This window comes from Apilactobacillus micheneri (assembly GCF_006493595.1).
Lineage (GTDB): Bacteria > Bacillota > Bacilli > Lactobacillales > Lactobacillaceae > Apilactobacillus > Apilactobacillus micheneri.
Genome location: NZ_QUBI01000003.1, coordinates 173291 through 187189, shown reverse-complemented (window position 1 = coordinate 187189; position 13899 = coordinate 173291). Strand labels below are relative to the sequence as shown.

19 protein-coding genes are annotated in these 13899 nt (G+C 27.2%); 6 read left to right on the top strand and 13 right to left on the bottom strand.

Annotation, left to right across the window (positions count from 1 at the left end; all coding sequences use genetic code 11):
• The first annotated feature begins 134 nt into the window (after nt 1-134).
• A complete protein-coding gene (locus DY123_RS04670; protein WP_140936418.1) occupies nt 135-1442 on the top strand; it encodes a GH25 family lysozyme in 1308 nt (435 codons plus the stop codon).
• A gap of 127 nt (nt 1443-1569) precedes the next feature.
• A complete protein-coding gene (locus tag DY123_RS04665) occupies nt 1570-2106 on the top strand; it encodes a hypothetical protein (RefSeq protein ID WP_140925118.1) in 537 nt (178 codons plus the stop codon).
• A 39-nt stretch (nt 2107-2145) separates the two neighbouring features.
• Here the strand turns inward: DY123_RS04665 and DY123_RS04660 are convergent, their stop codons facing one another.
• The 3 genes from DY123_RS04660 to DY123_RS04650 form a co-directional block, all read right to left on the bottom strand.
• Nucleotides 2146-3489 (bottom strand): GH25 family lysozyme, encoded by a 1344-nt coding sequence (locus tag DY123_RS04660; RefSeq protein ID WP_140934481.1) that lies wholly within the window; start codon nt 3487-3489, stop codon nt 2146-2148.
• 91 nt (nt 3490-3580) lie between these two features.
• The gene (locus DY123_RS04655) at nt 3581-4426 is read right to left on the bottom strand and encodes a replication initiator protein A (RefSeq protein ID WP_140936417.1); all 846 of its coding nucleotides are present in this window, start codon (nt 4424-4426) and stop codon (nt 3581-3583) included.
• Nucleotides 4427-4709: 283 nt separating this feature from the next.
• Nucleotides 4710-5306, bottom strand: a complete 597-nt coding sequence (locus DY123_RS04650) for a hypothetical protein (RefSeq protein ID WP_140934479.1) — start codon at nt 5304-5306, stop codon at nt 4710-4712.
• A 174-nt stretch (nt 5307-5480) separates the two neighbouring features.
• Here DY123_RS04650 and DY123_RS04645 point away from each other — a divergent pair, with 174 nt between their 5' ends.
• Both DY123_RS04645 and DY123_RS04640 read left to right on the top strand, forming a co-directional pair.
• Nucleotides 5481-5927 carry a MarR family winged helix-turn-helix transcriptional regulator gene (locus DY123_RS04645; RefSeq protein ID WP_181398790.1) on the top strand — a complete coding sequence of 149 codons (447 nt, stop codon included), beginning with the start codon at nt 5481-5483 and terminating at the stop codon, nt 5925-5927.
• A gap of 8 nt (nt 5928-5935) precedes the next feature.
• Nucleotides 5936-7321: an MDR family MFS transporter gene (locus DY123_RS04640; protein WP_140934477.1), complete on the top strand. Its 1386-nt coding sequence runs from the start codon at nt 5936-5938 to the stop codon at nt 7319-7321.
• A 42-nt stretch (nt 7322-7363) separates the two neighbouring features.
• Here the strand turns inward: DY123_RS04640 and DY123_RS04635 are convergent, their stop codons facing one another.
• From DY123_RS04635 to DY123_RS04620, 5 genes are all read right to left on the bottom strand, one after another.
• Nucleotides 7364-7690 (bottom strand): putative quinol monooxygenase, encoded by a 327-nt coding sequence (locus DY123_RS04635; protein WP_140934476.1) that lies wholly within the window; start codon nt 7688-7690, stop codon nt 7364-7366.
• Nucleotides 7691-7709: 19 nt separating this feature from the next.
• Entirely contained in the window at nt 7710-8567 is an 858-nt protein-coding gene (locus tag DY123_RS04630) for a DMT family transporter (RefSeq protein ID WP_263854111.1), read from the bottom strand.
• A 172-nt stretch (nt 8568-8739) separates the two neighbouring features.
• Nucleotides 8740-8907, bottom strand: coding sequence for a hypothetical protein (locus tag DY123_RS07605; protein ID WP_181398788.1), 168 nt, complete (start codon nt 8905-8907; stop codon nt 8740-8742).
• An 86-nt stretch (nt 8908-8993) separates the two neighbouring features.
• Nucleotides 8994-9230, bottom strand: a complete 237-nt coding sequence (locus DY123_RS04625; protein ID WP_369073608.1) for a hypothetical protein — start codon at nt 9228-9230, stop codon at nt 8994-8996.
• A gap of 104 nt (nt 9231-9334) precedes the next feature.
• Nucleotides 9335-9604, bottom strand: a complete 270-nt coding sequence (locus tag DY123_RS04620) for a hypothetical protein (protein ID WP_140934473.1) — start codon at nt 9602-9604, stop codon at nt 9335-9337.
• 106 nt (nt 9605-9710) lie between these two features.
• Here DY123_RS04620 and DY123_RS04615 point away from each other — a divergent pair, with 106 nt between their 5' ends.
• Nucleotides 9711-10820, top strand: coding sequence for a pectate lyase family protein (locus tag DY123_RS04615; RefSeq protein WP_140934472.1), 1110 nt, complete (start codon nt 9711-9713; stop codon nt 10818-10820).
• Between the two features lie 525 nt (nt 10821-11345).
• Here the strand turns inward: DY123_RS04615 and DY123_RS04610 are convergent.
• The 5 genes from DY123_RS04610 to DY123_RS04590 all read right to left on the bottom strand — a co-directional run bounded on the left by DY123_RS04610 (nt 11346) and on the right by DY123_RS04590 (nt 13489).
• Entirely contained in the window at nt 11346-11591 is a 246-nt protein-coding gene (locus tag DY123_RS04610) for a hypothetical protein (RefSeq protein WP_140934471.1), read from the bottom strand.
• Nucleotides 11592-11604: 13 nt separating this feature from the next.
• Complete coding sequence (locus tag DY123_RS04605; protein WP_140934470.1) at nt 11605-11889, bottom strand: hypothetical protein; 285 nt, start codon at nt 11887-11889, stop codon at nt 11605-11607.
• Nucleotides 11890-12202: 313 nt separating this feature from the next.
• Entirely contained in the window at nt 12203-12739 is a 537-nt protein-coding gene (locus DY123_RS04600; RefSeq protein WP_140934469.1) for a DUF3278 domain-containing protein, read from the bottom strand.
• 22 nt (nt 12740-12761) lie between these two features.
• Nucleotides 12762-13295 (bottom strand): DUF3278 domain-containing protein, encoded by a 534-nt coding sequence (locus tag DY123_RS04595; RefSeq protein ID WP_140934468.1) that lies wholly within the window; start codon nt 13293-13295, stop codon nt 12762-12764.
• A 2-nt stretch (nt 13296-13297) separates the two neighbouring features.
• Nucleotides 13298-13489, bottom strand: a complete 192-nt coding sequence (locus tag DY123_RS04590; RefSeq protein WP_140934467.1) for a helix-turn-helix transcriptional regulator — start codon at nt 13487-13489, stop codon at nt 13298-13300.
• 157 nt (nt 13490-13646) lie between these two features.
• Here DY123_RS04590 and DY123_RS04585 point away from each other — a divergent pair, with 157 nt between their 5' ends.
• Nucleotides 13647-13889, top strand: coding sequence for a hypothetical protein (locus DY123_RS04585; protein WP_140934466.1), 243 nt, complete (start codon nt 13647-13649; stop codon nt 13887-13889).
• Nucleotides 13890-13899 lie beyond the last annotated feature (10 nt).

The following is a 13899-nucleotide window of genomic DNA, read 5'->3' as shown; positions in this document are numbered from 1 at the left end:
AACAATTTTTTGATATCGATAATTTCATATAAAAAATATGTTAAGCTAATTAAAATAAGATGATTAATAATATATAAAAAAATATATGGAGGTGTGAAATATATAGAATATAGAGCAATATTTTATATATACATATGAAAATAAAGAACTTTTTGTTAACAATTGTGGCTTTTAGTTTATTAATGGTTACTTTTGGTGCTACTAGTAACAATGTACAAGCAATGTCATCTAGTGATGCTAATCCTAGCAATACGGTTTATGATTTATCAGAACATCAAGGAGCATTCACAGATCAACAAGTGCAACAATTAAAATCAGAAGTACCTTTTGTGATTTTAAGAGTACAACAAGGCAGTGCTTACTCAGATAAAAACTTCGAACAAAACCGTGATTTAATGAATAAATATGGTGTTCCATATGGAGTTTACTCATATAGTATGTACGAAAGTCCTAGTGATGCCGCTGATGAAGCTCGTACCTTATATAATCGTGCACCTAATGCTAGATTTTATGTAAACGATTACGAAACACAAACAGTTAAATCTGGTGGCACTAATGAGGCTACTGAAGCTTGGGTTAATGCTTTAAGACCATTAGTTGGACAAAGAAAAATTTTATTCTACTCAAATGCTGGTTTCATGACAAATAATGCTGCTGAAGCAGTTAGCTCATATGATGGATTTTGGTTAGCAAACTATAATCCAACTGAACCTGCAAGAGAACATGTCTTATGGCAATTTGCCAGTGATTTTTACTCTAATGCATTAGGACAAAATCTGGATGCAAGTTTATTGAATTCAAAAGATGCTAACTGGTTTATCGGTGATACTACCGATACCAACTCACAACAAGTTGATCCAAATAATCAGAACAACAATAATCAAAATAATGATAACCAAAACGGTGATAATAACAATTCAAATCAGCCTAAGCCCCAACCTAAGCCTAGAAATACTAGCTACGTACAAAAATCTAATAATATGATTGTTAAAGATGGTTATGACTACCAAGTTTATAATCATGTTCCAGGTGATAATAAGTTTGAAGGCCAAACTTCTGCAAAAGCTAGTGTTAAAGACTACAAACATAAATCAGTTTATGTAAATTCAATTGCAACTATTAATGGTAAAAATTATTACCGACTATACTATAAACACCATGCAATTGGTTGGGTTAATACCAAAGCACTTATTCCAAACATAAAATATACAAATTACTACAAGAATAAAACCGTAAAGAAAAACAATAAGATTAATTTTTACAACCATATTGCTAATAGCGGCTTTGCTAATGTAAAAGTAATCGCCCATGGTAAAAATTATGCAAATAAAAAAATAAGAGTTACCCGTCGTGCCATTAAAGATGGTTGGCACAGTTACTACTACCAAGCTTTTTATAAAGGTAAATTCATTGGTTGGATTTATCAAAGTGCACTTAAGTAATTTAATATAAATTAAAAAATGCTATTTATTTTGGAAGTAGCATTTTTATTTTGGTAAAAAATCATAATTGTATTATTATATATAAAAAGCATAGTTAGTTATAATGAGTATTGTAGGAGGGATGCATATGAAATTACGTGACTTTATTACAAGAAACAACGATGTTTTTCACAGAAATTATGACAATTATGAACGTGGAAATGATAAACAACTATCTAAAAATAAAACTTTGGATGAACTGATCCAAAAAGAAATGAGCAAAAACAATTTAGTTTCTATTAATCATAAAGTAGATATTGATTACAATAAATATTCCACTGATATGAAAGTCTATGAATATATTAGATGGCAAACTCAAAATAACCATTTTAGTTTTGCTGATGATATCTTTCAAACTTTTTTTAATAAAAATAATGAATACGAAAATGCAAAAGACAAAATTAGTGAATATTTAATTATTGCTCCCTTCATCAAAGTTTTAGACAATTTATACAATTTAAATGTTATTAATGTTGACAATAATTCACATCATGTAGTAGCCAAAAATATTAATTGTCATGCATATCAACCCATGTTGATGCAAAATGGCACGAATTATACAGCTGAATATAAAAATGATTGGTCTGAAATTTTCCAATCAATGAATAATAAAGACTTAAAATAAATAAAGCATCTAGATTAAAAATTCTAGATGCTTTATTTATTATTTAAATGCACTTTGGTAAATCCACCCTAGCAGTTTACCACGATAATAAGCTTTATAATAATAGCTGTGCCAACCATCTTTAATGGCACGACTAGTAATTTTTAATTTTTTATTAGCATAACTATATCCATGATTAGTAATGCGGCTAGTAAAGCCACTATTATTGATATGATTGTGGAATGCTACTTTAGGATTATTCTTCATCGTTTTGTTTACATAATAACTTGAATAATTAACATTAGGAACTAAGGCTCTAGTATTAACCCAACCAATGACATGATTTTGATAATACAAACGATAATATGATCTACCATTAACATTAGCGATTGAATTTATATAAACTCTTTTATGAGTATAATCACTAACACTAGCTTTAGCATAGATATTATCTGAGAATTTATTATCTAATGGTACATGATTATAAATTTGATAATCATAACCATCTTTAATAATCATTGTTTTAGATTGTTGAGTGTAAGTTGTATTTCTAGGCTTAGGTTTTGGAATATTATCTTGTGAATTATTTGATTGATTTTGTTGTGAATTGTTACTCTGTTGGTTATTACTGTTATTCTGACTATTAGATTGACTATTATTTGAATTATTATTTGGATCAACAGTAACTGGTTGCGAATTAGCATCAGAAGTATCACCAATAAACCAATTTGCATCTTTAGAATTCAATAAACTGGCATCCAAATCTTTATTCAATGCATTTGAATGAAATGTACTGGAGAACTGCCATAAAACATGTTCTCTCTCTGGTTCACTATCTTGATATGCAGGAAGCCAGTAGCCATCATATGAACTAATAGCTGCAGAAGTTTCTTGCAACATTAACCAAGCTGGCCCGTAGTACAAAATTTTTCTTTGTCCTACTAGTGGACGTAATGTATCCACCCAAGCTTGAGCAGCAGTATTAGGGTCTCCTGAAGTTAAGTCATTTTCTTCATAATCATTTACATAGAATCTGGCATGCGGAGCTCGTTGGTATAGTGTACGAGCCTCATTTGCTGCATCATCAGGTGATGTATATAGACTAAATGAATATACTCCGTAAGGAATATTGTATTTTTCTAATAAGTCACGGTTATGTTGAAATGTATTATCATAACGCATACTTCCTAATTGAGCTCTAATAATAACAAATGGAACTTCACTTTTTAGCTGTTGTACCTGTGAATCTGTTAAATTATTTTGCCATTCAGACATATCATAAACAGTGTTACTAAGATTAGCATCACTGGATGACATTGCATGAGCATTTGGTTTAAATGAAACAAAAGCAATTATTAAAAGTGCAGAAGTTATTATAGTTAATAAAATATTTTTGGTTTTCATATCTTAATATGTAATCTTACTTAAGATAGGATTACACATCATCACCCCCTATATCTATTCTAGCGCTATCTAGATAAATGTGTAGGGTAAACTAAACATTAATTGGAATATAAAAATCTTCTATTTTATTAAAACTAATTCGATCATGATAATCTAAAACGGCATCATCAAAAAACTTATATAGTGATTTAGCAATATGAGCATTTTTATTATGTAGTTTATGATTAGTTTTTGTTTGAATAATTAAATTCCGCATTGTTTTGACTAAATCATCTTGCATATGACAATTAGTTTCAAAATGTAATGCTTTCCTAGCTTCACTGTAGCCGTGCTTTAGCGCACGCTTGAGTGAAGCTTTTTTAGTTTTAAAAATTAGTTGTGCATATTGGTATAAACAATGGGCGTTTTCAGAATACTTCACTAGGGTATTAATTAATGCAGGTTCGAAGGCTGCTTTAGCCTTTAAGCCATCGACCACGTTTTGCATTAAATCAAATTCACTAATGTTCACCGGTTTATTTTGGTGATGAATATTAACATCCGCTGTAACAGCTGTCTTATTAGTATTATGGTTAGAGTTAGTTTGATTAGAGTTGCTAGAATCAACTTGGGAGGGTTTAGAATCTACACTGTCATCGTGAAAGTGAGGTAAAAAGAAACGGGTTGCACCATTGAAAACTTTTTTCTTAATCACATAACCCAATTCCGCTAACTTCTTATAAACGTTAATTACCGTATTGCGACTAACACCTAAATCTTTAATCATTTCTTCCACCGTATAGATCACATAATAAGCATTAACTTTTTGATCAAAAAATTCACGACGTTTGATTGAAGATTGCATGCGGTCATATAAGTAAGCATAAGCTAAACGAGAATCATTGTTTAAACGTTCATCTTTGCGTAAATCAATATCAAATTTAATAAATTGTTTCATTATTATCCATCCTTTTTGGACAGAAAAAGAGGGCACAAGTAATAAACTTGTCCCCTCATATATGTAAGATATATTGAAACGAATCCCTAGCTCTTATATAATAACTAAGGAGCGTTAAAGGTTAACAAGTAGTCTGCTTACTTTGTTAGCTGGTCGATAATTACTACCAATAATTGTCGATCAACGCTCTTTTTCTATGTTTTATTTTAGTATGTTTATAAGTATAGCGGTTTTAGGGTTCAGTGTAAATGAAAAGTCTAGCTCAATGCTAGACTTTTTAAATTTAAAATTCACTTTCACCAACTAATAATGAAGGAACTCCATTTTTAGGATTCTTTAAATAATTATTTAATTGATAATAAGATGTTAAAGCAATTTTACGATCCTTAGATGATTTTACATTTTTAACCATTTTATAAAGTTTTTTCATTTCCTTGTTGTTTTTCTTGTCAGCTTTATAAATTTTATTTTCAAGTTGCACAATCTTTTTTAACGATTTAATATTTTTATTTTTATTATAAAATCCATTTAGTAAATCAACAGTGACTTTCTTACCTTTTTTAGAAACAAGATTAGCATATGATATTCCTGTAGTACCACTAAGTTCTACTATGCTTTTCACTTTATAATCAGTTTTATTTTTTGATTTCACTGTTACATATGGTCCATCGGAATCTTTAGTATATTTAGTGGCATATAAACGATATACATAACCATCTTTAGCAAAGCGTTTAGTTAAGGATTTTGCTAACGTAACTTTTTCTTTGGGATACTTGTTTGCATTATTAGATTTTGCATCAATATTAGTTGTTAAAACTGATGTAGAAAATAATAATGCAGATAATGAAATAACTGATAATTTTTTCAAATTAAACTTCACTTTAAAGGCTCCTTGTACATAATATTTACACTTCAATTTTAACATTTACTTAAGCCTAATTTAAGAAAATAAATTATTTATACGGTTAGGAATTCTTTATTTTCTGTTGAAAAAACATTTGTTATTTTGTAGAATATTTTATGTAACATGTTACACTTTTTTGGAGGCGAAAATATGTTTAAAAATACAGAAAATTTAGGTATAAAAATTAACATCGCTAGTAATTTTATTAAAAATTATTTTGATAAACAAATAGCAACTATTTTCTCAGACATAACTAATACACAATTGCATATCATTATGTATTTATATGACAATCAAGAAAAAGACGTCTCACAAGATAAATTAGCAAAAATGGTAGAGATTAGTCATCCAGCGATTAGAAATATCATTAAAAGGATGATGAAAAAGGATTTAGTAAAAATTGGTAAATTTGAAACTGATAAAAGAAAAGTTAAAGTAATGTTAACTGATTATTCCATAAAAAAAATAAATGATAATGAGCAAGTAATTAACGACATGATAAAAAATACCATGGATAAAATCACTCATGGTATAGATGAAGATCAATTAAATAAATTTGACCAAACACTTTCAAAAATAATAGATAACTTAAAGTAGGTGAGAATATGGAGAAAGTCACTAATAAGAAAAGAGTAATGTTTATTGTTCTTTTAGGATCATTCATGGCTTTATTAGCAGAAACCCTGTTCAATAATGCTTTAACTAGCATAATGGACACATTTAAGGTTAATCAATCAACTGTTCAATGGATGAGTACAGGATATTTATTAATTGTCGGACTAATGATTCCAATATCTTCGTGGGTTTTTCAAAATTTTAAAACCAAAAATAACTATATCTTTATGATAGTAACCTTTTTGATTGGCTCACTAATTGGTTTATTTGCTCCCAACTTTGGTATTCTACTTACAGGTAGATTTATTCAAGCGATTGCAACGGGCCTCTTAATGCCATTCGTACAAAATATAATTTTATTGTTATTTCCACCAGAAAAAAGAGGATTGGCATTAGGAATTACCGGTTTAGTGATTGCTTTAGGTCCAACAGTAGGTCCCACACTATCTGGAATTATTTTGGAATACTTTGGCTGGAGAGATTTATTTTTAACTCTATCAATAATTTCAGCAATCGTATTAGCACTATCGATACTATTTATGAATAATATTAATGAAGTTAAGAAGTCAAAATTTGACTTACCATCAGTTTCAATGTCTTTTATTGGATTTGGAAGTATCTTATACGCCTTTTCTGAAATAGGTAATACTGGAAAAATTAACTTCACAATTAGCGCATTATCAATAATCGGAATATTATTCATTGGTTTGTTTTTATATCGACAAACTAAATTATCAAAACCCATAATTAATATTTCAATTTTCAAAAACTTTAATTTTAATTTAACAACTATCTTAAGTACTCTAAGTAATGTTGCAATGGTAGGGATGGAATTAATCATGCCGTTATATCTACAAAATGGCAGAATGATATCTGCCGTTTTAACCGGCTTAATAATGATGCCTGGTGCAATCTTAACTGGTATTTTTAATCCTATTTCTGGTTGGATATATGATAAAATTGGTGTTAAAAAAATATCAATAATTGGCTTTTCATTACTATTAATTGGAACATTACCAATGATTTGGTTTTCAAGTGGCACCAGTTTATTCATAATTTGTTGTTCATATGCCTTAAGAATGGTTGGTATTTCATTAGTAATGATGAATACATTTACGGATGGAATCAATTCTTTACCAGGTGAATATGAAACAGATGGAAATGCTGCATCATCCACTTTAAGACAAATTGGTGGATCAATAGGAACCGCTCTTTCAATGACCTTAATTACCTTAGGAATTAATAATAGCGGCTCTGATAATAACCTAATTTCTTTAAATAGTGGTTATCATCTAGGTTTTTTATTAATGCTATGCATTGCAATTATAGGTTTAATAATTTCTATTTTTCTAAATAATGATAAAATTGGAAAATAGAAAAGCAGGTAAAATCACAATGATTTTACCTGCTTTTATGTTTTATTTTCGAATATAACTATTATTATTGCTATTACCATCAATTTCTTGAAAAATTTCTACATTCATAGTTAAATCATATTTTTCTCTTAGTTTAGAAATATCACTCATCATATTTGACTTATGATGTTCATCTAAAGATGATTGGTTTTTCCATTTATCAATAAGTAAAATAGTATTTTTACTATCAAGTGGTTGATAATATTTATAAGATAGATTACCGTCTTCATTCCTTATTTGATCTGCAATTCCTGAAGATTCCATTTCATTAGCGAATTTTTGTGCATTATTATTTTTGCCTGTATAAAATAAATGTAGCGTAATACTCATTAATAGACACCCCCCTTTTTTAAAATGTATGAACTAAAACAACACCTAAAATCATTACCAATAATCCGAGATATTGAATAATCGTAATATTTTTCTTGGTAGTGCCCATCAAACCAAATTTATCGAAGATGACTCCACCAGATAAATTACCTAATAAGGTTAAGATAACAGCGGTTCCAGTTCCAATAACTGGATTGATAAAAGCATTAGACATTACATAAATCGCACCTAAAGCACCGCCTAACCATATCCACCAAGGATTGCCTTTACCAACAGCATTTTTAATTTTTTTATATCCACGGTCAGTAAATCCAGCAATAATAAATAAAATGATGACTCCGACAAAGAATGATATTAATGCAGCATGTTCAGGTGATCCTAGTACCATGCCTAAATGACCATTAACTGGTGTTTGTGTAGCTTGAAACATTCCAGCAATTACTCCTAAAATTTGCCACAAATAATTTTTATTACGCTTATTTTCACCATTACGTTTCAATACAATCATTAATACACCAGCTAATAAGATTAAAATACTAATGAATCTCATGATGGTAAAGGGATGTTCAGGTGACATAAATAGGCCAAAATTATCAATTATCATACTCATTATAATCTGCCCTAAGATTGGCATAACAACTGTTTGCACAGCTCCTAAGTAGGGAAATATGATAATATTGGAAGTTAAACCTACAACTCCTAAGGCTCCGCCTAACCATATCCAATATGGTTGATTAGTAAATGTAGAGAATGGAATTAAGATTGGTACACCTTTCAACAAAGCAATTATGAATAATGACAAAGTCCCAATTAAGAATGAAACCATTGAAGCAATAAAAGGTGTTCCTTTAATTCGATTTCCTAAATTAGTATTAATTGAAGTTTGGATTGGTAAAATTAATCCAGCGATAATTCCAATTATATAAATAATAAAATCATCTCCTCTTTCATAAATAATAATACTTGGAGTTAACTCCAGCGCAAAAAAATTAGCTTATTGTATATAAAATAAAAATGCTTAGAAAACTATTCTAAGCATTTTTTAGTGATTAAGTTTTAGATTTATTATTGTTTGATTCAGCAGTGCAAACATTGTTGTAAATTAATGTGTATGCTTCATTGAATGCTTCTAGATAAGTTTTACCATCTTGTGGATCTAAACTAGCATGCGTGAAGAATTCTTTGGTAAGTTCTAATGCAATTTCTTTATTGTTCATATTAAACTACCTCCTAATTTGGGCATAATTATAACAAAAAACAATTATAATTTGAATATGAAAAATTTATTGATGTAAATATAAAATTATTTACTATTATTTTCAAGATTTTTTAATTCTTTTTCTGTATCTTCCATATGCGTATCAAAATTATTAATTTTAAAATGCAGGTGATTAATAGCTGATTGTAAATCATCACGTTTTTCTTCCATAATTTTAAGTTGTTCTTTTTTGCCATCATTTTCGGATTCAAAAAGATAATGAAACTTTCTTAAAACATCAATTTTCATACCGACAGCACGCATTTGCTTAACAAATTGAATCCTTCTGATAATATGATTATTTAAAGAATATTAAAAACCTTCAAGTATGGTTTAAGTCAATAAAAAAAGTTTAAATCATAAAGATTTAAACTTTTTTACGATAATTATTTTTCAAACATTGAAAGTCCTTTATTATATCCCGCTTTATATTCTTCACTATGTGGTTTATTAAATAATTTTCTTAAAAAGCTTTTATTACTAATTCTAGCAGTATAAATTTTGGACATAATTTTACGATCTTTTATGTATAGGAATGTATTTTGATCCATTATAGCTTTTTGCATACCTTTTTCGTAATCAGTAGGCTTTCTGTTAAATCCATGTTTCATTTTACTATATGCATCTTCATAGCTACTACAATCATCATAGCTCATTATTATAAACACCTCCCTTAAAGTTAAACATTTAGTTCTACTTTTAATACTTAACCTGTTATTATTTAATATAATAATACTAATATTTTAGGAAAGAAATGATTTTATGAAAAAATTATTTGTTGCAGTCTCAACATGTATTTTTATGTTGTTAATAACTTTCAATATTGCGAATGCTGCTGGATTTTCTAATGCTAAAGGTTCTACACAAAAAGCGACGATTGTTAAAAATGTTCAACAATTAAATGATGCTATTAAAAATAAGCAACATCATATCATTGTTGATGGAACCATCAATGGTGGCAATGTCCCAAAGACTTATACTTTTGCTGATAAGAGTTGGGACAATTTAACAATTGAAGGATTAAAGGGCAGCAAACCTGCATTAGTGAACATTCAATTAAAAGTTGATGGTGAATTATTACCCGCAAATCAAAGTATTAATAATGTAGTCATTAAAAATATTAATTTCTATGGTAATATTAGTGACTTACAAAAATTAAATAATGATCAAATTAATGTTGGTGGCGTTGGCGTAAACTATTTGGGAGTTTCACTACGTCGTGTAAATAATGCTCTTATTAAAAATAATGATTTTCACGATATCCCTGATGATTTATTCTCAATTTCATTATCTTCAGATAAAGTAACTGTTGATCATAACCATTTCTGGTTTTCAAATAAATGGTTAAATATGAATCCTGATCCTAAATGGAATTGGGTAGGTGATTGGCATGATTTAGCATCTGAAAGATTGCCATTATTAGTCGGTGCAAATAAAAATGATTCATATATGGCAACAAATAAATTGCATGTCACTTTAAGCAATAATTGGTTTGGCCCTAATTTAAAGGGACGTCCATTACTTAGAGGCTATGTCCATGCTTATAATAATTATTTTGATAATAGTACTAACCCCACTGGTCAAAATGCACAAGGTTATTCACAAAATCAATATAACGCTATGCAAATTGGCAGTGGAAGTAATGTATTATCTGAACATAATTATTTCTACAAAACCAATAATAGTCAAAATGTTGGTTTAGATAGTAAAAATGATGCGTATAAATTTGTAACTAGACATAATACATTTAGAAATACTACTGGGACAAGTGCTAAAAGCAATGTAAAAAGTATTAAGATTCCATATAAATATCATTTAATTACATCACACAATTTAGTTAACACTATTAAGAAAACTGCTGGTGTTAAATAACATTTAAATATTTATAAAAAGAGTCGCTAACTACTTGTTAGCGACCCTTTTGTTATATTTTTATATTAGTGATTATTCCATAACGAAAAAATATTAATTAATATTAAATATGCGCAAAAATCCCCGCACGATAAAACGAAAAGTGTACATAATTACATCTAATATAACTTCAAAATATGTTGAACCATTTTTTCTGTTATTATTCATTAGAATCACTTCTTCATTAATTATTATAGTGTTGTTATTAAGGTATTATAATACGATATAAATTTTATTTCATCGTTTTTACTTAAATGTGCTGTTATAATTTTACATTAGTAATTATTCCCATAACAAAACCATATACTAATGGAATCATTATTCCTAAGCATATAATAATATAAGCAAATTTTTCCAGTTTGTTAAGTTTTCCAAAAAAATTGTTCCACCTAGTAATTAGAATCAACAATCCTATTAATGTGGCCATATAACCAATTATGTAAATCATAAAAATACACCTTCTTATTTTATAAATTAATCATACTACTATTTGATAATAAAGATGCAAGCATAAGAAAAAATTACGATAATAGAAACAATTACATTAAATATTATGTATAGCTTTTTGTTGTCTTTAAAATCAAGAATTCCTTTCTTAATAGCAATCGACATTATCATTACAATCATGGCTAAAATAAAACCAACCATATTTAATTTACTTGCATTAAAAATAAATACTATGAGTAATAAACAACATAGCCAATCTCCAAACTTTTTACTATTAGTTTTCATGCTTACCCCTTCCTTAAATTATATAAATAGCGAACAATACTTCAAAAATGAATAAAAATAAGTTGAAAATAACATAATAATTTTTATTATTTAATTTATCTAAATATTTAACTTTAAAAAGACCAATTATATTAATAAATATCAAAATAACTATAAATTCTGTTATTTTTATAATATTGTATTTCATTATTTCATCAACATTTTTACTAAACCAAATTAACAAGATAGCAGAAAACGTAACACCAATAGTCGTTGTTAATTCTTTTGCACTAAAGGCTTTCTTTAAATAGTTTTTCATTTAGTACTCCTAAATGATGATATAATTAATCAATAATAATATAAACGGAAGCGATATATCCCATATGATTAAATAATTCATTCTCTTGTTTAAATTTATAGTATCCTTATTATTATTAATTTTATTTTTTAATGAAAAATAACTGCTCATAATACTTACAGAAACTATAATTAATGATCCATAATTTAAAGAACCCACATCTAAATAATAGAAAATAAACAAGGATATTATTACAGAAATTATCATTATGATATGTGTTAAATTCAATTTATTTGATAAATATTTTTTGCTCATAATTTTGTCTCCTAACAATTTATTTTTTAATTCTTGATTTAGCAGTAAAATACATAGCCAAGCCATATAAAATTGAAGTTATTCCCCAAATAATATTTTCTTTAGGTGAAATTATATTTTGCCAAATACTTAAGTTATTATCTTTATCTAAAATATCTATTACGAAAAATGTAATTCTTTCACCAATGAAAAAAACAAGGGCAGCGTATATAGTTCTTACTTTAGCTTTTTTGATTAATGACTTATATTCATTATTATCATAAGTTTCAAATTGATTTAATTTTAATCCAGACATAGAAACAACTATATACAAAAATACTATCAATATAATAAAAATATTGACAAATATTAATAAATCAACAATAATATCTGAATTAAAAATAAGAGCAGAAATATCAATTGTTAACATTTCTATGAAAAAAAAAGCAAGTAGAATTAAAAAGGCATTATTACCAATTCTATTGACTTGTTGCTGCTTATATTCATCAAAGTATCCATGTATTCCATAAAAGTGTTTTATTATTTTTATGTATAATGATTCTTTTTGTTCATTCATTTTTACACCTTCTATTTAAGATTTATTTTTTTATTTTAGATCTAAGTTTAGAATAATAACTAACCCCAACAATAATTGTAATAAGTAGACCAACTAAATTTTGATAAGGAGAAACGATTAAATCAATAATAGATTGACTACTATTTAAAATATCTGATAAGAATGATATTAAACGTTCAAAATAAAAAAATATTAGGGAAACAATTAATGATTTTTTAGCAGTATCTTTTAATTTCAGTCTATAATCTTTTTCGTCATATACGTCTACTTGATCTAATTTTAGATTAGATATAGAAGACGATATGTAGCAAAAAATAATGACAAGAATTAGTAAATTGGAAAATAACATTATAAATAATACAATGCTTAAATCTAATGATGAGTTTGCAACTAAACACATCGCCATTGATTCAAGCCAAAAATATACAATTAAAAAAATAAAAGAATTGTTTCCGATTCTGTTAACTTGTGATTTTTTATATTCATCAAAATTATCATTGATATTATATAAATATTTTATAAATTTTACATATAAAGATTCCTTTTGTTTCTTCATTCTTACACCTTCCAAAATAATGTATTTAGATCAGAGTCTAAAGCCTCAGCAATATTCACACATAGCTTTAAAGAAGGATTATATTGTCCCTTCTCAATCAAACTTAAAGTTTGTCTGGAAATACCTACTTTTAAAGCTAAGTCTTTTTGTTGCATATCTTTAGAAACTCTGATGAGTTTTACTTTATTATTCATATTTCACGCTCCCACTTAGGTAACATATAAATTACTTAAGTAACTTATATGTTACCTATAATTTTATAAAAGTCAAATTTAAATAAAAAAATTGATATAATCAATCGAAAAATAATATAATATGTGAAATAAATTATTCATATAAGGATATAATCTCATGAAATTTAAAATATATTCACTAAGATTCACATATATAATATTTCTTGCAACATTAATCTATTATACATTTGTTAATGATAATCATTTAGTGGCTAGTATTGCCGGTATTTTATTCTTCTTTAATGGATTTTGGTTACTAAGTGTCGAAAAAGATTTTGAAAAATATAATCCTAAATACAATAAATCAATTTCATGTACTTTTTGGAGATTTTTATTGTTTCCATGGTTCATAATAATGTAAAACAAAAAGT